At 61.3% G+C, this 21,744-nt stretch carries 13 protein-coding genes; 9 read left to right on the top strand and 4 right to left on the bottom strand.

The window, feature by feature from the left end:
- Positions 1-894, bottom strand: an 894-nt coding sequence (locus tag P7F28_RS06740; RefSeq protein ID WP_277183723.1) for a LysR substrate-binding domain-containing protein, incomplete at its 3' end; no start/stop codon positions are given.
- 112 nt (positions 895-1,006) lie between these two features.
- Between P7F28_RS06740 and P7F28_RS06745 the strand changes: the two genes are divergently transcribed.
- Together P7F28_RS06745 and P7F28_RS06750 are read left to right on the top strand one after the other, a co-directional pair.
- On the top strand, positions 1,007-1,771 hold the full coding sequence (locus P7F28_RS06745; protein WP_277183724.1) for a transporter substrate-binding domain-containing protein: 765 nt from the start codon (positions 1,007-1,009) through the stop codon (positions 1,769-1,771).
- A gap of 2 nt (positions 1,772-1,773) precedes the next feature.
- Positions 1,774-2,898 carry a M14 family metallopeptidase gene (locus P7F28_RS06750; RefSeq protein WP_277183726.1) on the top strand — a complete coding sequence of 375 codons (1,125 nt, stop codon included), beginning with the start codon at positions 1,774-1,776 and terminating at the stop codon, positions 2,896-2,898.
- 13 nt (positions 2,899-2,911) lie between these two features.
- Here P7F28_RS06750 and P7F28_RS06755 read toward each other — a convergent pair whose 3' ends face one another.
- Positions 2,912-4,885, bottom strand: a complete 1,974-nt coding sequence (locus P7F28_RS06755) for a glycoside hydrolase family 28 protein (protein WP_277183727.1) — start codon at positions 4,883-4,885, stop codon at positions 2,912-2,914.
- 245 nt (positions 4,886-5,130) lie between these two features.
- Between P7F28_RS06755 and P7F28_RS06760 the strand changes: the two genes are divergently transcribed.
- The 7 genes from P7F28_RS06760 to P7F28_RS06790 all read left to right on the top strand — a co-directional run bounded on the left by P7F28_RS06760 (position 5,131) and on the right by P7F28_RS06790 (position 18,968).
- The gene (locus tag P7F28_RS06760; RefSeq protein ID WP_277183728.1) at positions 5,131-6,027 is read left to right on the top strand and encodes an alpha/beta fold hydrolase; all 897 of its coding nucleotides are present in this window, start codon (positions 5,131-5,133) and stop codon (positions 6,025-6,027) included.
- 177 nt (positions 6,028-6,204) lie between these two features.
- A complete protein-coding gene (gene uvrA / locus P7F28_RS06765) occupies positions 6,205-12,021 on the top strand; it encodes an excinuclease ABC subunit UvrA (protein WP_277183806.1) in 5,817 nt (1,938 codons plus the stop codon).
- Positions 12,011-12,433 (top strand): ACT domain-containing protein, encoded by a 423-nt coding sequence (locus P7F28_RS06770; RefSeq protein ID WP_277183729.1) that lies wholly within the window; start codon positions 12,011-12,013, stop codon positions 12,431-12,433. Before uvrA ends, P7F28_RS06770 begins: the two co-directional genes overlap by 11 nt.
- Positions 12,434-12,473: 40 nt before the next feature.
- Entirely contained in the window at positions 12,474-13,718 is a 1,245-nt protein-coding gene (locus tag P7F28_RS06775; protein WP_277183730.1) for a DUF445 domain-containing protein, read from the top strand.
- A 55-nt stretch (positions 13,719-13,773) separates the two neighbouring features.
- Entirely contained in the window at positions 13,774-14,250 is a 477-nt protein-coding gene (locus P7F28_RS06780) for a nuclear transport factor 2 family protein (RefSeq protein ID WP_277183731.1), read from the top strand.
- A complete protein-coding gene (locus tag P7F28_RS06785; protein ID WP_277183732.1) occupies positions 14,250-16,184 on the top strand; it encodes an amylo-alpha-1,6-glucosidase in 1,935 nt (644 codons plus the stop codon). The genes P7F28_RS06780 and P7F28_RS06785 overlap by 1 nt, the downstream gene beginning before the upstream one ends.
- Before the next feature lie 48 nt (positions 16,185-16,232).
- A complete protein-coding gene (locus P7F28_RS06790) occupies positions 16,233-18,968 on the top strand; it encodes a glucosidase (RefSeq protein ID WP_277183733.1) in 2,736 nt (911 codons plus the stop codon).
- Between the two features lie 75 nt (positions 18,969-19,043).
- Here the strand turns inward: P7F28_RS06790 and P7F28_RS06795 are convergent, their stop codons facing one another.
- On the bottom strand, positions 19,044-19,379 hold the full coding sequence (locus P7F28_RS06795) for a hypothetical protein (RefSeq protein WP_277183734.1): 336 nt from the start codon (positions 19,377-19,379) through the stop codon (positions 19,044-19,046).
- A gap of 31 nt (positions 19,380-19,410) precedes the next feature.
- Positions 19,411-21,723: an FdhF/YdeP family oxidoreductase gene (locus P7F28_RS06800; RefSeq protein ID WP_277183735.1), complete on the bottom strand. Its 2,313-nt coding sequence runs from the start codon at positions 21,721-21,723 to the stop codon at positions 19,411-19,413.
- Positions 21,724-21,744 lie beyond the last annotated feature (21 nt).

Raw genomic sequence — 21,744 nt, forward strand, 5'->3', positions numbered from 1 at the left:
CGCGAAGGATACGGCCATTGTCGCCAGTTCCTGTGCGGCGGGCGTGAGTGGCACGCCCGCGCGACGTATCAGACACACGGGCGTTTTCCCCGCGCGCTCCCGAATCGGCACGATGCTGACGTGCTCGCGAAAAAACGGATGCGCCGCGAGACTCGCCGGTTCCAGCGCAAGATAATCGCTCGCCGCGATGCAGTGCAGCGTATCGAACACGGCTTCCGTGGTGGCGGCGATATGTGGTGGCGCGAGACGCGCATCGTCGAATAAAGCGGATAAACGGTTCGATGCCGCGCCGCCGCCCGGTTGCCGCGTGCTGACCCATTGCGCATCGCGCAGATCGGCGAGTTTGCGGGCGCGTGCGAGCGGATGCCCGCGCCGCGCAATCACCGACACTTCTGAGTCGAACAATCGCGTGGTTTCCATGTCGTGAACGTCCGCGCCCGGCGCGATCAACGCAAGCGCGAAATCGAGACTTCCGTCGCGTACCCATGAGGTCAGCACGCGCGACGTCGCACTCGTCAGATGCACGTCGATACGCGGACAGCGCTCCCGATAACTCGCCAGCAATCCCGGCAGCAGGCGCAAACTCGCTTCCGCCGCCAATCCCAGCGATACGTTCCCCGTCAACTCGCCGCGCAACTGGCGCATCTCGTCTTCGGTCTTGCGGCATTCGCCGAGAATCAGATCCGCGCGCACGCGCAGCCGCTCACCGATGGGCGTCAGACGCGCGCCGCGCACGTCGCGCTCGAACAGCGGACCGCCTGCGATCGCTTCGAGCTTTCTGAGTTGCTGCGTGATGCCGCTCTGCGCGATATCCAGCCGTCGCGCGGCGGCGCGCAGACTGCCCGCTTCGGCCACGGCGATAAACATGCGCAACTGCGTCAGCGTCAGTTCCATAAGCGTGTGCGAGCGATCATAAAAAACGATCATGATAAGCAAAATAGGACTTTTTTAGCGCATTTCGGCTTCGTACCATCGATGCATTCAACCAAGCGAAACGCGCACTGACATGCTCAAAACTCTGCTGCTCGCGGCCACGCTCGCGCTCGCGCTTCCCGTCCACGCCAAAGACGCCGACACGCTGCGACTGGGCATCGATCCCGGCTATCCGCCGATGGACGTGAAGACGCCCGACGGCCACGTCGCCGGTTTCGACGTCGATCTCGGCGATGAGATTTGCCGCCGTATCGCCATGCATTGCCAATGGGTCGAGCTGGAGTTTTCCGGCATGATTCCGGCGCTTCAGGCGCGCAAGATCGACGGCATCATGTCCACGATGGCGATCACCGACAAACGCATGAAGCAGATCGCGTTTTCCACCAAGCTGTTTCAGTTTCGCTCGCGTCTGATCGCCAAACGCGGCGCGTCGCTGGCGGCGACGGCGGACGGGCTGAAGGGCAAGCGGATCGGCGTGCAAAGCGGCAGCCAGTTCGAAACCTATGCGATGAAAAACTGGCAGCCGGGCGGCGTGGAAGTGGTCGCGTATCAAAGCATGGAAGGCGTGCTGAACGACCTGAGCGCAGGACGGCTGGATGCCGCGCTGCTCGGTTCGGCCGAAGCCGATCACGGCTTTCTAAAGACGCCGCGCGGCGCGGGATTCACCTTCGTCGGCGAACCGCTGTCGATGGGCGATCACGGCGTTGGCATGGGTCTGCGTCAGGACGACGCCGCGCTCAAGGCGAAGGTGGACAAGGCCGTCGCGGATATGCGCGCGGACGGCACGTATCAGAAGATCGCGCACAAATATTTCGATTTCGACGTCTACGGGGACTAAACGTGCGCACGCAAAGCAAAGCACTCGTCGCGACCACGCTCGGCACCACGCGCGAACTGGTCAGCTTCCATTTCGGCGATGGCGCGCCCGGCGAAAAGGTCTACATTCAGGCCTCGCTCCACGCCGATGAAACCCCCGCGATGCTCGTCGCGTGGGCGCTCAAACAACGTCTTCTGGAACTCGAAGCCGAAGGGCGGCTGCGCGGCGAGATCGTGCTCGTGCCGCTGGCAAATCCGATCGGCTTGTCGCAATACGTGCTCGGGCAATTCGTCGGGCGCTTCGAGGCGAACAGCGGGCAGAACTTCAATCGCGGCTTTCCGATGCCCGCCGCGCAGGCGTTGATCGAACGGATCGGCACGCGCTTTTCGCACGATAACGCCGCGAAGAACACGCGTTTGTTGCGCGAAGCCGTATGCGACATGCTCGGCGAAACGCGCGCGAAAAACGAATTCGAGTCGCTGCGGCTGACCTTGCTGACGCTGGCATCGGCGGCGGATATCGTGCTCGATCTGCATTGCTCGCTCGAAGCCACGATGCACCTTTATACGAGTCCCGCGAGCTGGCCCGCCATCGAACCGCTTGCACGCTATCTCGATGCCAACGGCGTTCTGCTCGCCACCGATTCGGGCGGTCAGTCCTTCGACGAAATTCATGCCTTGCTGTGGAACGAACTGCGCGCGCTGCTCGGCGAGAGCGTGCCGATCGATGTGCCGAATATCGCGGCGACGCTGGAGCATCGCGGACAGCGCAATGTCGGCTATGAAAGCGCCGAGTGTGATGCGGACGCCATCGTCGAGTTCCTGATTGCGCGCGGCGTGATCGAAGGCCGCGCGCGTGAATTGCCGCCGCTCGCGCATGAGGCCACGCCGCTGGCGGGCAGCGAGCAGTTGATCGCACCGGTAAGCGGGATCGTGGTGTATCGCGCGGAAGTGGGCGCGCGGCTGAAAGCGGGCGACGCCGTGTTCGATATCGTCGATCCGCTGACGGACATGGTCACGACCATCACGACAAAGAACGACGGCGTGTTCTACATGCGGCGCGCGATCCGCTTTGTCACAGCGGGCGCACCGATGGGCCGTGTAACGGGCGAAAAAGCGTTTAGAACGGGGACGTTGGTTGGGGCATAGCGCAGAGTGTGTTCTACCTCGCATCCGTCACCGTCTGATTCAACGTCTTCCCCGCGATCAACGTATTCACCAGCACGATGTCATGCACGTTGTACGCGTAGATCGGTCCCGGCGTGGTCGATGTCGCGGGACCGGCCGCAGCGGGCGTGCCAAAATCGCAATTGGTGATGGTCACGCCGGTGATGGCGGGAATGGTCGGCGTGGGCGCGGGGCCGTTGTAATCGAACGCGACCGGGCCTTGCGCGACGATCGCCTGAAAGCATGATGCGTTGACGCCGTTCAGCGCCACATTGCTCGCCTTGAGGTTCGAAATATTCACGTTCTGCACCAGCGCGGGCCGCGTGCGGATGGCGTCCTTCGACGGCTGATAATCGCAATCGAAGGTGATGATGCCGCCCTGCGATGCCGACGGATTCGCCGCGCTCGCCGTCACCACACCGAGCGGCACGGTCGCGTTGATCGGACTGCCTGCGAGCAGGCTGCTGCCGTAGCCGGAAGGCGTCAGGCTCACGCCGTTCGGCAGCGTGACATTGTCCACATAGAAGTCCTTCACAAAGCCGCCGCGATTCATATTCGTCTTGATGCGAATCGCGATATTCAGCGAATTCGTCGCCCAGAACTGATTCAGCATTTGCAGATTGCGCGCATAGATGCGCTGCACGCCGCCGCCCATTTCGCTGCCGAGCGTGATGCCGCCGTGGCCGCTGTTCATCGTGCAATTCTGGATGACGTGGTTCTGGGCGGGACCGTATTGCGTATCCAGATCCTTGCCCGATTTAATGGCGATGCAATCGTCGCCGGTGTTGAAGACGACGCTTTCGCACAGCACCATATCGCAGGCGTCGGGATCGAAGCCATCGTTGTTCGGACCGATGCTGTCCACCGTCACGCTGCGCATCACCACGTTCTTGCAATCGGTCGGATGATGTTGCCAGAACGGTGTATTGAACGTGCGATAACTCTGCATCAATACGTTCGTACACCCGATGAATTCGACCATACAAGGCCGCAGATAATGGCCGATGCCGAAGATACGCTTCTCGATCGCCACGCCCGCTTCAGAGAGCGCGGGCAGATAGTTCTGATCCTGCTGCCACGGCGTGGCGGGATTCGTGAGCGACGCGTACAACGCATCCGAAATGCCGGGCACGGCGGTTTTCATATCGATATTGTTAGGATTGCTGGATGCCTGCGACGGCGTCGATGAACTGACGCAGCCGTAGACGCCGTTATTGCCTTTCCAGGTCCACCAGCACGTGGCTGTGTTGCCGCTGCCGGCGAACGGCGTCATGGCCTGGCCGTTGAGAATCGACGAATCGCCTTCGCCCGTCAACGCGATATTGGTCTGATTGCGCGCGTAGACCGGCGGCGCGTAGTTGAGGCAATCGTTGGCTTGCCAGCGGCTGTACCAGAGCTTGCCATTTGCGCCGCAATCGATCGGGCCGTCCTTGGCGTAATCGGCGGGATTGGGGCTGAAAAAGATCTCGCAGTTCGCGGATAAATGAAAGTTCACGTTCGATAACAGCACGATCGGACCGGCGCAATACCAGTTGCCCGCAGGCACGATCACTTGTCCGCCGCCCGCCGCGTTGCAGGCCGCGATGGCGGCAAGGAAGGCGGGACGCGAATCGAAGGAGCCGGGGGCGTGGGTCTGATTCGCGCCGGTCGAGAGTGGCGATTTGGTCGCGTCGGTGTACGGATTCGCGACCGCGATCACCGCGCATGGCTTCGCGCCGTAGTCGGTCACTTGAAACTGGCGGCTCGGGAACATCGAGGTCGAGACACTTTGCAGCGCGTTGATGATCTGCGTCGCGGAGCCGGATGCGCCCCAGATCGGGTCGGGCGCGGGGGAGTCGTTCGAGTCGTGGCCACCGCATCCGGCAAGCATGCTCAGCGCGCCAAATCCGCCGATCAACGGTGCGCCTGCCGAGACGCCTGCCAATTTGACGAACGACCGTCGCGCGGGGGAATGGGGATGCTGTTTCATGCCGTCTCCTCGGAATTTTATAAAACGATGTCGTACTTCTGTATCGCACTCATGCAGTGATTTCCACGCACACTTTGGAAATCGTTTTCTCTATTTACGATAGCCAAGCTACGGACATAGCGTCAATCGACAAACGCTCGGGAGTTTCCCTTAGCGTCGTACGACATCGCATGAAAAAGGCGCGTCCTGCTGCTTTTGCGGACACGCTCTAGAATGGCTTTTCACCTCGTCGAAGGAGCGTCGCCATGCTGGAATTCGTCCGACACGTCACCACGCCGACACTCGATATCGCCTATGCGGATACCGGTCCCGCCGAAGGTCCAGTGGTCGTTTTGCTGCACGGCTGGCCGGATGCCGCGCGTGGCTGGAGCGCGGTGGCGGATCGGCTGAATGCGGCGGGTTATCGCACGGTGGTGCCGGAATTGCGCGGCGCGGGCGGCACGCGTTTCCTTCAGGCCGATGCCGTGCGCGATGGCTCCGCCGTGGCGATCGTGCAGGACGCCATCGATCTCGCGGATGCGCTGGGCATCGATCAATTCGATCTCGCCGGTCATGACTGGGGCGCGCGTGCCGCTTATACGGCGGCGGCCCTCTATCCGCAGCGCGTGCGTCGGATCGCGGCGCTGTCGGTCGGTTTTCAACCTGCGGGCGTGTTCGAATTGCCGGATTTCGCGCAGGCGCGGCGTTATTGGTATCAATGGTTCATGTCGCTCGACGATGGCCCGAAAAAAGTCGCCGCCGATCCCAAAGGCTTCGCGCGCATTCAGTGGGATACGTGGGCGCCCGCCGGGTGGTTCGAGGAAGCGGAGTTCGAAGCGAGCGCGCGGGCGTTCGAGAATCCGGATTGGGTGGCGATTACGTTGAACGCGTATCGGCGGCGGTATCGGAAGGATGAGGCGTCCGATCCGGCGCTCACGTCGCTTTACGACAAGCTCGCCACCGTGAATACGCTCGCCACGCCCACGCTAGTGATTCACGGCGGCGCGGATACGTGTACGGACGAGTCGACATCGGCGGGACAGGAAGGGCATTTCACGGGCGGATACCGGCGCGTGGTGATCGACGGCGTCGGGCATTTTCCGCAGCGTGAAGCACCGGATGCGGTCGCGGACGCGCTGATCGCGCATTTCTCCGAGAAGTGATTCAAGCGCGCTGGCCGGAAGTTTGCGGAAGCGTCAGGAACACTCGCGGCTACTCGTGCGAACAGTACTGTATGCGTGTACAGTACTGTTCGCATCGGCGGCGGCGTCCCGGTTTTATCGCGGGCGCGCGGCCAACGGCTCGAAGCAGCCGCCCAACTCATTGAATCGGTTGACAAATTGGCATCGAATAACGCAATTCGCATTCGCGGCGCACGGCAGCACAATCTCAAGAATCTCGACCTCGATCTGCACACCGGGCAAATGACCGTGGTGACCGGCCCGTCCGGTTCCGGTAAATCGAGCCTGGTTTTCGACACTTTGTATGCCGAAGGGCAGCGAAGGTATGTCGAGACGTTCAGCGCGTATGCGCGTCAGTTTCTGGATCGGATGGACCGGCCGCAGGTGGATCGCGTGGACGGCGTGCCGCCCGCTATCGCTATCGATCAGACGAACCCGGTGCGCAGTTCGCGTTCGACGGTCGGCACCATGACCGAACTGAACGATCACCTGAAGCTGTTCTATGCGCGCGCCGCCGAAGTCTTCGACCGGAAAACCGCGCTGCGCGTGCGTCACGACACGCCCGAAACCATCTACGCCGAATTGCTCGATCGCACGCGCGCCGACGATCCGCGTCTGGCGATCACGTTTCCCGTCGAATTGCCCGATACCGCGAGTGATGAGGAGGTCGAACAATGGCTGTCCGCGAGCGGTTACACGCGCGTGCAGGCCAAGCGTCATGTCGAAACGGAGCAGGGCAAGCGGCAAGTGCTCGATGTGGTTGCGGACCGATTCCGCTTGCAGAACATCGAACGTTCGCGCGCGCTTGAAGCGATCGAAAGCGCGTTGTTGCGCGGCACCGGACGCATTGCTGTCTATGTGCTGAAAGACGAAACCGAGCCTGAAATCTGGCGTTTTTCCACCGGTCTGCATTGCCCGGAAAGCGATCTGCGATATGCCGATCCGCAACCCGCGCTGTTCTCGTTCAACTCGGCTTACGGCGCGTGCGAAACGTGCCGTGGTTTTGGCCGCGTGATCGGCGTCGATTACGGTCTGGTGATTCCCGACGAGAACAAGACGTTGCGCGAAGGCGCGGTCAAGACGCTGCAAACGCCCGCGTGGAAAGAGAATCAGGACGATCTGCTTCGATACGGCGCGAAAGCGGGCATTCGGCTCGGCGTGCCTTGGAAAGAACTGACGCAGAAGGAACGCGATTGGGTCATCAAAGGCTCGCCGGACTGGACCGGCAAGTGGCAGAACCAATGGTACGGCGTGCAGCGCTTCTTCGATTATCTGGAATCGAAGGCGTACAAGATGCACATTCGCGTGCTGCTGTCGAAGTACCGCAGCTATACGACGTGTCCCGTGTGCGAAGGCGCGCGGCTGAAGACCGAATCGATGTTGTGGCGTCTTGGCACCAAGGAACAGGCCGATGCAGTGCTCAAGCCTTCGAATTGCTTCATGCCGAAGGGCGTGGACTGGAATCGTCAGCAGCTCGAAGCATTGCCGGGTCTGACGGTCCACGATCTGATGCTGATGCCGATCGAACGCATTCGCCGTTTCTTCGATTCGCTCACGCTGCCTTCCACCTTGCTCGATGAAGCGCTCAAACTGCTTCACGCCGAAGTGCGCACGCGCCTCAAATATCTCTGCGATGTGGGCCTCGGTTATCTGACGCTGGATCGGCAATCGCGCACGCTGTCGGGCGGCGAAGTGCAGCGGATCAATCTGACGACGGCGCTGGGCACATCGCTGGTGAATACGCTGTTCGTGCTCGATGAACCGAGTATCGGGCTGCATCCGCGCGATCTGAATCGCATTGTCGAAGCCATGCATCGTCTGCGCGATGCGGGCAATACGCTGGTCGTCGTCGAACATGATCCATCGGTGATGCTCGCGGCGGATCGTCTGATCGATATGGGACCGGGGCCGGGCGAACGCGGCGGGCAGATTGTCTATGACGGCACGCCCGACGAGATTCAGACGCGCGACACGCTGACCGGCGCGTATCTCGGCGGACGCAAGCATGTGGCGCATGCGTCGAGCTGGAATCGCCGTATCGTCGATAAAAAAACGCCGCGTTTGACGCTCGAAGGCGCAAGCGATCACAACCTGCGCGACGTGACCGTCGAGATTCCGCTGCAACGTCTGGTGTGCGTCACGGGCGTGTCCGGTTCCGGCAAATCCACGCTGATTCAGGACGTGCTCGCGCCCGCGCTGATGCGTCATTTCGGCAAGGCCACGGAAGCGCCCGGCGCGTTTCGCGCGCTGAAGGGCGCGGACCAATTGAGCGATGTGGTCTTCGTCGATCAATCGCCGATCGGGCGCACGGCGCGTTCCAATCCGGCCAGCTATGTCGGCGCGTTCGATGAAATCCGCAAGCTGTTTGCGAAGGCGCCGCTCGCTGCGCAACGCGGTTACGGCGCAAGCATGTTCAGCTTCAATTCCGGCGATGGACGCTGTCCGACATGCGGCGGCTCGGGCTTCGAACACGTCGAAATGCAGTTCCTGAGCGATGTCTATCTGCGTTGCCCGGATTGCGATGGACGTCGTTATCGCGCGGAAATTCTCGATGTGAAGATCGAGCGTGGTGCGCGCGTGCTGAGCGTCGCGGACGTGCTCGAACTGACCGTGAGCGAAGCGGTGGAATGCTTTGCATCGGATACCGAAGTATTGCGCGTGCTTCAGCCTATCGTCGATGTCGGTCTGGAATATGTGAAGCTCGGCCAGCCGGTTCCTACGTTATCGGGCGGCGAAGCGCAGCGTCTTAAACTCGCGGGCTTTCTCGCGGAAACCTCGCAAGCGAAGAAGAGCGAAAGCCGTCTCTTCATGTTCGATGAACCGACCACCGGCCTGCATTTCGACGATATCGCCAAGCTGATGCAGGCGCTGCGCCGTTTGCTGGAACGCGGGCATTCGCTGATCGTGATCGAACACAATCTGGATGTGATTCGCGCGGCCGACTGGATTATCGATTTGGGTCCGGAAGGCGGCGATGGCGGCGGCGAAGTGGTGTGCGTCGGCACGCCCGACGATGTGGCCGCGTGCGAGCATTCGCACACGGGCCGCGCGCTGGTCGAATACGAAGAAGCGATGCAGCCAGGCGCGGCGGAAAAGCGTGCAGGTGTGCCTTTGCAGCTCGCCGCCGAAGTGGCGAGCGCACGGCGCGCGTTGCAGGGCGAGGACGTGGTGCGCATCGTCAATGCGCGCGAGCACAACCTCAAATCGCTCGATGTCGATATCCCGCATAACAAGTTCAACGTGGTGACGGGCGTGTCCGGTTCGGGCAAGTCCACGCTCGCGTTCGATATTCTGTTCCACGAAGGACAGCGGCGTTATCTGGAATCGCTGAACGCGTATGCGCGCTCCATCGTGCAACCTGCGGGTCGCCCAGAAGTCGATGCGGTCTACGGCATTCCGCCGACCGTCGCAATCGAACAACGTCTGTCGCGCGGCGGGCGCAAGTCCACCGTTGCTACGACGTCCGAAGTATGGCACTTCCTGCGTCTGCTTTACGTGAAGCTCGGCATTCAGCACTGCATTCATGATGGCACGCCGGTGCAGGCGCAAAGCTCGGAGTCGATCGCTGCGCAGATCATGCGTGATTTCAAGGGCCAACATGTCGGTTTGCTCGCGCCGCTGGTGGTGAATCGCAAGGGCGTTTATACGGATTTGGCGAAATGGGCGAAGGCGCGCGGCAATACCCATCTGCGTGTCGATGGCGAATTTCTGCCGGTGAGTCCGTGGCCGAAGCTCGATCGATTCCGCGAACATACGATTGAATTGCCTGTGGCGGACTTGGTCGTATCGGCGAATAACGAGGCGGAATTGCGGCGTTTGCTCGATGAAACACTCGAAGTCGGCAAGGGCGTGATGCATCTGATCGCGCCGTTGGACGATCTTCATGGCGCATGGAGCGAAGGTCAGCGCAAAGGCAAAGAAGAGACGCGCGTGTTCTCGACCAAGCGCGCGTGCCCGGTCTGCGGCACGAGTTATCCCGAACTCGATCCGCGTATGTTCTCGTACAACAGCAAGCATGGCTGGTGCAATACGTGCGTTGGCACGGGCGTGAAGCTGACGCGCGAACAACGCGCCGCGTTCGATGACACCGTGTTCGCGCAGGATGATCGCGGCCGCGAACAAAGCATCGGTTCGGTGGATCAGGAACCGGACGATATCGTCGATCAGCCGTGTCCCGATTGCGAAGGCACGCGTCTGAACGAAGTGGCGCGCGCGGTGACCTTCGGCAATTATCCGATCACCGAAGTCGGCCGATGGACCGTCACGGATACGCGCGAGTGGATTGCATCGCTCAAGCTGAAGGGACGCGATGCGGATATCGCGCGCGATGTGGTCAGTGAGATCGAAGGACGTTTGCAGTTCCTCGAAGAAGTGGGACTCGGTTATCTGAGTCTCGATCGCGCTGCGCCGACGTTGTCGGGCGGCGAAGCGCAGCGCATTCGTCTTGCTGCGCAACTCGGCAGCAACCTGCAAGGCGTGTGCTACGTACTCGATGAACCGACCATCGGTTTGCATCCGCGTGACAATCTGATTCTGCTTTCCGCGTTGAAGAAGCTCAACGACAAGGGCAATACGCTCGTTGTCGTCGAACATGATGAAGATACGATTCGGCGTGCTGATCACATCATCGATATTGGTCCGGGTGCGGGCAAACGTGGTGGCATGGTCGTGGCGCAGGGCAATGTGACGGATCTCGCGGCGCACAAGGCGTCGCTGACGGGGCAGATGCTGGCGAATCCGATCGTGCATCCGTTGCAGCCGCGTCGTGAAGTGCGCGCGGGCACGGCGAAACGGCCTGCGGTGCCGGAGCAATGGCTGACGGTCGAAGGCGCGACGCTGCATAACCTGCGCAATGTGACGGCGAGCGTGCCGCTGAATCGGCTGGTGGCTATCACGGGCGTGTCGGGTTCCGGTAAATCGACGCTCGCGCGCGATGTGCTCATGACCAATCTGCTCGATGCGGTCGGCCGTTCGGTGCTTTCATCGCCTGCTGTAAGGCGTGCGCGCAAAACGGCGCAAGCGGCTGCGCCCGCTGCTTCTAAATCGCGTTCGAGCGTGTTGGCGCGTGAAGCACCGCGTCCGAAATTCGATGTCGTTCACGCATGGCAAGGCTGCGCGGGCGTGACCGGTTTCGAAGCCATCGACCGCGTGCTCGAAGTCGATCAGACGCCGATCGGCAAGACGCCGCGTTCGTGTCCGGCGACGTATATCGGCATGTGGGACACCATTCGCAAGCTGTTCGCGGATACGCTCGAAGCACGCGCGCGCGGTTATACGCCGTCGCGTTTCTCGTTCAATACCGGCGAAGGGCGTTGTCCGGCATGCGAAGGTCAGGGCGTGCGCACCATCGCCATGAGTTTTTTGCCGGACGTGAAGGTGCCATGCGATGTGTGTCACGGCCAGCGCTTCAATCCGGAAACGCTCGCGGTGACGTGGCGCGGCAAGAACATCGGCGAAGTGCTGACGATGGAAATCGACGAAGCCGTCGAGTTCTTCGCGTCGATGCCGTCCATCGCGCATCCTTTGCAGTTGATGAAGGACGTGGGACTCGGTTATCTCACGCTCGGCCAGCCGTCGCCGACGTTGTCGGGCGGTGAGGCGCAGCGCATCAAGCTGGTCACGGAGTTGTCGAAGGTACGCGACGACATCACGCGTCGCGGGCAGAAGCCGCCGCATACGCTCTATGTGCTCGATGAACCGACCGTCGGCCTGCATATGGCGGACGTGGCCAAGCTGATTCGCGTGCTGCATCGGCTGGTGGATGGCGGGCATAGCGTGATCGTCATCGAGCACGATCTCGATGTGATTGCGGAAGCGGATTGGGTGCTCGATCTTGGCCCGGAAGGCGGCGTGAATGGCGGCACCATCGTCGCGGCAGCCGATCCTGAAACGCTGTCGACGCATCCGCGCAGTCATACGGGCGCAGCGTTGCGGCCGGTGCTCGGACGCACGCGGAGGGCAGAAGATGCTGCGTAATCTCGACACACTCATTGCATCGATGCAACCCGAGTTGCAACCGGGCGCTTACGTGTTCGCTTCGGTGCCACACGATGAAGTGATCGGCGGCGACAGCGTGATCGCGACGTTCCGTGAGCGCGAAGGCATGACCGTCGTGATGGCCGAACGTGCGGCGGAACTCGCGGGCATCGACGTGCTGTTTCGCGCGGCGTGGATCACCTTGACCGTTCATTCCGACCTGCACGCGGTCGGTCTGACGGCAGCCTTTGCAAGCGCGCTCGGCGAGGCGGGCATCAGTTGCAATGTGATGGCGGCGGCGTATCACGATCACATTTTCGTGCCGTTCGAAGACGCCGACCGCGCGATGGATGCGCTTTTGAAATTGCAGCGCGCTGGTATGCTTGCGGCCTCTAAAAAACCACCTGAATAAAGCAATGGAAACGCAGGACAAAGCAGTCGCGCTCAAACGAATGAAATGGTTCGCTTTCGCGCTGCTGATCGCGGCGGGCGCGTTGTTCGCGCTCGCCAAAAGCCAGCACGATGCAGGCGCGTGGGCGTGGGTGTCATCGTTTGCGGAAGCGGCGATGGTCGGCGCGTTGGCGGACTGGTTCGCGGTGGTCGCGCTGTTCCGTCATCCGCTCGGCGTGCCGATTCCGCACACGGCCATTCTTCCGGCCAACAAGGCGCGCGTCGCGGATAACCTCGCGGTCTTCGTGCGCGATCGTTTTCTCGGCACGGATGCGCTGGTCGCGCGCGTCAACGCATTCGATCCCGCCACGCGTTTATCGGCGTGGCTCGCGGAGCCTGCCAACGCGCGTTTGCTGGGAAACCGCGCGGTCACGGCGGTCGGTCAGTTGCTCTCCTTTATCGACGATGAACGCGTCAAAACCATGCTTTACGATGCCATTCGCCGTCGCGCGGAAGGCTTCGATCTGGCGGGCGCGGCGGGCGGCGTGCTGTCCACGCTGACTGCGGATCGCCGTCATCAATTGCTGCTCGATGAAGGCCTGAAGCAAATGGCCGCGTGGCTCGACAAACCCGAAGTGCAGGAGATGTTCGCGGCGCGCATCGTCGCGGTGGCGGGCGAGGAATATCCGAAGCTGATCGGCATGCTCGGTTTCGTCGGATTGAATGCGGAAGATTTGGGCGCGAAGTTCGCGGCGGGACTCGTGCGCGGCGCGAATCAATGGCTGCACGATATCAGCGAGAATCCGGAGCATGAACGTCGTCAGGCGTTCGATGCAGCGGTGGAACGCTTCGTCGAGCGCCTGAAAAGCGATCCCACGTTCAAGACGCATATCGACGAACACAAGCGTCAATGGCTCGAACGGCCCGAATTGCGCGCGTACGTGAATGGTTTGTGGGACGAATTCACCGCATGGCTCGATGCCGACCTCAAGCGCACGGATTCATCGCTGCACGCGAAAGTGGTGGAGATGGCGGCGGGTTTCGCGCAGGCCTTGGGCAACGATCCCGCACTGCGCGATTCCATCAACGAACATATGCGCGATGCCTTGAAAGCGCTTGCGCCCGAGTTGCGCGAAGGCATCGCCAAACATATCGCGGCGACCGTCAAGCAATGGGACGATGCCACGCTCGTACGCGATGTCGAATTGAATATCGGCCGGGATTTGCAGTTCATTCGCGTGAACGGAACGTTGGTCGGCGGGATGGTCGGATTGTTGATTCATGCGGTGACCGTGCTGACGCTCTGAGCCGGATGTATCATTGCCGGCACGACCTCCAGGATCAGCACGATCCCTTGAAACCGTGCCCAACCAAAACACCGACCTGATCGCGCGCTTCTACGAAGCGTTCCAGTCGAAAGACGCCGAAGGCATGGCGGCGTGCTACTCGTCCGACATACGCTTCGAAGACCCGGTGTTCGGCGCGCTGCACGGGCGCGAAGCAGGCGATATGTGGCGCATGCTGCTCGCCCGCGCCGAAGACCTCACGCTCGCAGTCGAAGACATCAAATCGCTTGGACAGACCGCCAGCGCGCACGCTGTTGCGCGCTATACGTATTCGGCCACGGGCCGCTTCGTCGTCAACGATATTCAAACGCGCTTCGCCATTCGCGATGGTTTGATCGCCGAACAAACCGATACTTTCGATCTTTATCGCTGGAGCCGTCAGGCGCTGGGCGCGAGCGGCTGGCTGCTCGGCTGGACGCCGCAGATGAAGAACGCCATCCGCACGAAAGCCAAACGCGCGCTGAAGGAATATCAAAAGAAGAAAGGAGCGTGATGACCCGCATCGATCAATTCGATGATGCACGTCTCGAAGACGAATGGCTCGAAGCCGATGCGTTCGGCGGCTTCGCTTCCGGCACCGTCGGCACGATGCGCACGCGCCGTTATCACGCGTTGCTGCTGTGCGCGACGCAGCCGCCGGCGGGGCGCGTTGTGCTGGTGAATGGCGTCGAAGCGTGGATCGAACTGAATGGCGCGCGCATTCCGCTGACAATGCAGCGTTACGCGCCCGATGTGCTGTATCCCGATTCGCGCGCCAATCTGCTGAGCTTCGAGACCGAGCCGTGGCCGACGTGGCGCTTTCGTATCGATCAAGATGTGGTGCTGGCGGCTGAAGTTTTCGTGTCGAAGGAAAGCCGCGAAACGGTGTTGCGATGGCGTTTCGAAGGCGCATCGAAGGCTGCCACGCTCAAAGTGCGGCCCTTGCTCTCGGGACGCGATTACCACGGCATGCATCATGAAAACGCGTCCTTTTCTTTCGATGCGAGCGTCGATGGCGGACGCGTGCATTGGCATCCATATGGCGATCTGCCGGTGATTGCGGCGACCACGAATGGTGTGTATCAACACGCGCCCGATTGGTATCGCAACTTCTGCTATGTACGCGAGCGTGAACGTGGAATGGACTTCACGGAAGACCTCGCATCGCCGGGCGTGTTTGCGTTCGATCTCGCGCGTGAAGAAGCGGCGATGATCCTGCACGCCGTCGCCGAACACGATCCTTTCCGCGATGCCGATGCGCTCACGCATGCCACGCAACTCGCATCGGCGGAAGCGGAACGGCGCGCCAAATTCGATACACGTCTCGCGCGCGCCGCCGACGCGTATATCGTCAATCGCAATGTGGGACGCACGATCATCGCGGGCTTTCCGTGGTTCACGGATTGGGGCCGCGATACCTTCATTTCGATGCGCGGTTTATTGCTCGCGGCAGGGCGCTACGCAGAAGCCGAATCGATCCTGCTCGAATGGGCCGATACGATTTCCGAAGGCATGGTGCCGAACCGTTTTCCCGACAGCGGCGGTCTGCCCGAATACAACTCCGTCGATGCCTCGCTGTGGTTTATCGTCGCCGTGCATGACTATCTGGCGACGAACCACGCCAGCGCCGCCACCGCGACGCGATTGCAACGCGCGGCGGAATCCATTCTCGAAGGCTATACGCGCGGCACGCGCTTCAATATCGCGGCGGGCACGGACGGTTTGCTGCGCGCGGGCGTGCCCGGCGTGCAGCTCACGTGGATGGACGCGAAGGCGGGCGACTGGGTCGTGACGCCGCGCATCGGCAAGCCGGTGGAAGTGCAGGCGTTGTGGATCAACGCGCTGTCGATCGTATCGGAATGGGATACGCGCTGGCAGGACATGCGCGATCGTGCGCGCGCCAGTTTCACCACCCGTTTCGTCGATGCCGATACCCACACGCTCTGCGATGTCGTCGATGTCGATCACGAACCCGGCAAGCTCGATCATTCCATTCGACCGAATCAGATTTTCGCGCTCGGCGGCCTGCCGTTTCCGCTGATCGATGGCGATACGGCGCTTGCCGTGCTCACGCAAGTGGAAACGCATCTGCTGACGCCGCTCGGTCTGCGCACGCTTGCGCCGAACGATCCGGCGTATCGGCCGCATTATGCAGGCGGCGTGCTGGAACGCGATGGCGCGTATCACGAAGGCACCGTATGGCCGTGGCTGATGGGACCGTTTATCGAAGCGTGGCTGCGCGTGCATGGCGCGGATGGCGTGCGCGAGCGCTTTCTCACGCCCTTGTACGATCATCTCGATCATTTCGGTCTCGATCACATCAGCGAAGTGGCCGATGGTGATGCACCGCACACGCCCGGTGGCACGCCATTTCAGGCGTGGTCGCTGGCAGAATTCATGCGCATCGAACGGCTCCTGATCCAGCGTAATACAGTGGAAACGCGCTAAATTACGAGTCTTGCCTGCGGCTTCATGCAGCACCCACAGGAGACTTACATGCCGAAAGCGCCCATCGTCAATCAGATGCAAACCACGGAAGGAATGCGGCTGCATTCACCGGACTGTTCGCGCTGGCAGCGTTGGGGACCGTATCTGAGCGAGCGTCAATGGGGCACGGTCCGCGAGGATTACAGCGAATTCGGCACGGCGTGGGAATACTTCCCGCACGATCATGCGCGCAGCCGGGCGTATCGATGGGGCGAAGACGGCCTTGCCGGTTTCGGTGACGACAAGCTCAACTGGTGCGTGTCGCTGGCGCTTTGGAACGGTCAGGATTCCATCATCAAGGAGCGCTTGTTCGGTCTGACGAACGAGGAAGGCAATCATGGCGAGGACGTGAAGGAACTGTACTTTTACGTCGATGGCACGCCCACGCATTCCTACATGCGCATGCTCTACAAATATCCGCATGCCGCGTTTCCGTACGCCGATCTCGTCGATGAAAACGCGCGTCGCGGTCCTGACATGCCCGAATACGAAGTGCTCGATACCGGCGTGTTCGACGATCAGCGCTACTTCGACGTGCAAGTGGAATACGCCAAGCACACGGCAGACGATATCGTGATGCGCGTGAGCATCGAAAATCGCGGCGATGTGGACGCGGAACTCGATGTCCTGCCGCAAATGTGGGCGCGCAATACGTGGTCGTGGAAACCGTTACCGGTGAAGCCTTCGCTCACACTGGAAACGGTCAACCAGACGCAATACGTCGCCGCAGAGCACGGCGGTCATGAACCGATGGTCGTCACCGCGTGGTCGCCGGATGCCGAAGCGGTCGAATGGCTGTTCTGCGAAAACGAGACCAACGTCAAGCGCCTTTTTCATATGGAGGGCGTTGGCCCGTTCAAGGACGGCTTCAACGACTACCTCTTGCAAGGCGATGAAAACGCCATCCGACGCGATACCGGCACACGCGTGGCCGCGCGCATGCACGTGCGATTGCAGGCGCATGGCAAGGCCGTGGTGTATATGCGCTGGCGTCCCGAATCCGCGCCCGACACCGTGCCGCTCGATGCCGATGCGCTGTTTGCAAGGCGTATTTCGGAGGCGGACGAGTTTTACGGCGCGCTGCAACACGATTTCGCCGATGCAGACCAGCGGCTGGTGCAACGTCAGGCGCTTGCCGGCATGCTCTGGTCGAAGCAGTACTACCAGTTCGATGTCACGCGCTGGCTCGACGGCGATCCTTTGCAGCCGAAACCGCCGAAACAGCGCAGACAAGGGCGCAACGCCGACTGGCGGCATCTGTGTAACGCGGACATCGTATCGATGCCGGACAAGTGGGAATATCCGTGGTACGCGTCGTGGGATCTCGCGTTTCATGCCGCCGCGTTCGTGCTGATCGATCCGGAGTTTGCGAAGCGTCAAATGTTGCTGCTGGTGAAGGACCGCTATCAGCATCCCAACGGACAACTGCCCGCCTACGAATGGGCTTTCGGCGATGCTAACCCGCCCGTGCACGCCTGGGCAACGTGGCGCGTCTACTGCATCGATCGTGCGATTACGGGCAAGGGCGACCGCGATTTTCTGGAACTCGTGTTCCACAAGCTGCTGCTGAACTTCTCGTGGTGGGTCAACCGCAAAGACGCCGACGATCGCAATATCTTTCAGGGCGGCTTTCTCGGGCTGGACAACGTCGGCATCTTCGATCGCTCGTCGCCGCTGCCCACAGGCGGTCATATCGATCAGGCCGATGGCACCGCGTGGATGGCGGCGTACGCGCTCGACCTCATGCGTATTGCATTGGAACTGGCGTACGCGAACAAGGTGTTCATCGATATCGCGGTCAAGTTCTTCGAGCATTTCCTGTATATCGCGGAAGCGGTGAGTTGCGAAGATGGCTGCGATACGGGCTTGTGGGACACGGAAGACGAGTTCTTCTACGACAAGCTGCGCCTGCCGGATGGATCGAGCGTGCCCATGCGCATTCGATCCATCGTCGGCCTCATTCCGATGTTCGCGGTGCATGTGCTGGAGCCGGGCGTCGCGCACGGACTGCCGGGGCTGCGTGACCGGCTGCACTGGTTTCTGGAGCATCGCCCGGATCTGGCGCGGCTGGTATCGCGATGGAATGTCGAAGGAAAAGGCAATAGCGTGCTGCTGTCGCTGTTGCGCGGGCATCGGATGAAAGCGCTGCTCAGGCGCATGCTGGACGAAACCGAATTTCTCTCCGATCACGGCGTGCGCGCCTTGTCGCGCGTGCATCTGGATCAGCCGTTCGTGTTCTATCACAACAGCGAGAGCTTCAGCATTCAGTACCTTCCGGCCGAGTCGAATTCGCGTGTGTTCGGCGGCAACTCCAATTGGCGCGGGCCGGTGTGGATGCCGGTCAACTATCTGCTGATCCAGTCGATCCGCGAATTCCATCGCTATTACGGCGATGATTTCCGCGTCGAATATCCGACCGGTTCGGGTCAATGTTTCTCGCTTGCGCAGATCGCCGATGAACTCTCGCGCCGTCTCACCACGCTCTTTCTGCTGGATAAAAGCGGCAAGCGTCCGGTGATGGCGGCTTATCCGCACCTACAAACAGACCCACGTTCACGCGACCTGATCCTTTTCCACGAATATTTCGATGGCGACAACGGGCGCGGCGTCGGCGCTTCGCATCAGACTGGCTGGACGGGGCTGATTGCGCTGATGCTGCAGCCGCATACCTTCAATTCGTCGGGCGTCGTGCCGCTTGCCGGGGAAGCGGATGCACGCCAGCAGGAGCTTGCAGCGGCGAAGTGAAGCAGCGAGGCATGCGTGATTTATCCGAATATCGATTGTTCGGATAAGTCTGATGTCGCCAGACCTCCTGACTGTTTAAGTTGGCGAAACGACCAACGTGAGGAAAGTCGGGAGAACAAAATGAATTTGATCAGCGTCCATTCCCAGAGCGGCTATCAGCATGGCATGGGAGCGTTCGGGAACGCGCGCGTCGAGCATGAACATTGCCCGCCCATTGCAATGGTCTTCTTTGTATTCGCCGCCGCCATGACAGGCGGCATCTGGTTCGCGGATCGCTTTAACGATATCGCGATCGGCTGGATGGCCGGCGTCGCGATCCTCGGCATGATGGGTCTGGTGATCGACCGGTGGTTCAGCGGCGCGGATGCGCTTGAGCGGCGCATCCGGCATCGGCAGCGGGCGCGCAGTCACGCGCTCGGCAATCTCGCTTCCACGCGCGATCTCACACGGCAATGGCGTGCGTGGAACGCGTCAGCAACACGGGAATGGACTTCGACGTCGGCGTACCGGCGCCATCCGCAACCGATGACAACGGCACGAGCGGATTGGTCTCCGGATAGTACGCGCCCAGGCATCCGCGCGGAATATCGTATGCGACGAGCCTGAAGCTTTCGGCGCGGCGCTCCACGCCATCGTCCCAGACGCTGGTGATATCCACGAACTCGTCCGGCTCGAAACCGAGCATGTCGATATCCTCGCGGTTCGCAAACAGCACGCGGCGCTGGCCGTACACGCCACGGTAGCGGTCATCGAGACCGTAGATGGTGGTGTTGTACTGATCGTGCGAGCGCGTGGTCATGAGCGTCATCAGGCGTTCGCCGTGCCGCGCGCGGGCGCGGTGAATCGGGGTATCGAAGGCAATCTTGTGGACGATGAACTGCGCGCGGCCGCTCGGCGTCTTCCAGATGCGGTCGCGCGACGCCACGCCGAGGTGAAAGCCACCCGGTTGCTTTAGCCGTTCGTTATAGCGCTCGAAGCCGTCGATCACCTTTTCGATACCATCGCGGATCAGCGCGTAGTCGGCGGCGTGCGCGAGCCAGTCCACTTTCGCCGAGCCGAGCGTCGCATGCGCCATGCGCGCGACGATCGCTATTTCCGACAGCAGATTGGCCGATGCCGGCTTGTTCATGCCGTAGGAGATATGCACCATGCTCATCGAATCTTCGACGGTCACGCCTTGCGGCACGCCGTTCTGCATATCGATTTCGGTGCGGCCGAGCGTCGGCAGGATCAGCGCGTCGCGGCCGTGGATCAGATGGCTGCGGTTCAGCTTGGTCGTCACGTGCACGGTGAGGTCGCAAGCGCGCATGGCTTCCCATGTGCGCGGCGTATCGGGCGTGGCGATCGAAAAATTGCCGCCTAATCCGATGAACACCTTCACCTTGCCTTCCAGCATCGCGTGAATGGTTTCGACCACGTCGTAACCGTGTTCGCGCGGCGGCTCGAAGTCGTAGGCCGCGCCGAGCTTGTCGAGAAACGCCTGCGTCGGCTTCTCTTCGATACCGACCGTGCGGTCGCCCTGCACATTGGAGTGGCCGCGCACCGGGCACAGCCCCGCACCGCGCCGGCCGATGTTTCCGCGCATCATCATCAGGTTCGAGAGAATCTGGATGGTCGGCACGGAGTTCTTGTGCTGCGTGAGGCCCATGCCCCACGTCGAAATCACGGCGCGGCCTTTCACGTAGATATCGGCGAGCTTGAGGACGTCTTCCATCGGCACACCGGATTCTTCGATCACCGCGTCCCAGCTTTCGGCGCGCAGGTCGTCGGCGAAGGCGTCGAAGTTGACGGTATGTTCCGCGATGAAGGCCACGTCGAGCACGCGTTCGCTGCCGTTCGAAATGGCTTCATCGTCGAGTTCGATCACGCGTTTTGCCACGCCTTTGATTAACGCGAAGTCGCCGCCCACTTTCGGGCGAATGAACACCGAACTGATTTTCACGCCCTTCGGATTCAACATATCGAGCGTGTGCTGCGGGCTGGCGAAGCGTTCGAGTCCGCGTTCCTTGAGCGGGTTGATCGACACGATGGTCGCGCCGCGCTTGGCGCACTCGCGCAGTTCGCCGAGCATGCGCGGATGGTTGGTCGCCGGATTCTGGCCGAAGATCAGCAGCGTATCCGCGTGTTCGAAATCGTCGAGCGTGACCGTGCCCTTGCCGATGCCAACCGTATGCGGCAAGCCGCGGCTCGTCGCCTCATGGCACATGTTCGAGCAATCGGGGAAATTGTTGGTGCCAACCATCCGCACGAACAACTGATAGAGGAATGCGGCTTCGTTGCTGGCGCGGCCGGACGTGTAGAACGCGGCGCGGTCCGGGTTATCGAGTGCTTTCAGATGCGCGGCGATCAGTTCGAACGCCGCGTCCCATTCGATCGGCACGTAACGGTCGCGTTTCGAGTCGTAGACGAGCGGATCGGTCAGGCGTCCGTGCTGCTCCAGTTCATAGTCCGATTGCGCCATCAGCGCTTCGACCGTGTGCTCTTCGAAGAACGCGGGCGTCACGCGCTTGGACGTCGCTTCGGCGGCGACGGCTTTGACGCCGTTTTCGCAGAACTCGAATGTCGAGCCGTGCTCGCGATCCGGCCACGCACAGCCGGGGCAATCGAATCCATCGGGCTGATTCTGCTTGAAGAGTGTCTTGTAATTGCCGCCCGCAACGCGTTCCTTGACGAGATTGATCGCGACTTGCTTGAGCGCGCCCCAGCCGGCGGCCGGGTGCGTGTACGGTTCGATGCGGGCTTCTGACTTCTTCATGGCTTGTGTGTGACGGCGGAT

It is taken from the genome of Caballeronia sp. BR00000012568055, assembly GCF_029439455.1.
GTDB lineage: Bacteria > Pseudomonadota > Gammaproteobacteria > Burkholderiales > Burkholderiaceae > Caballeronia.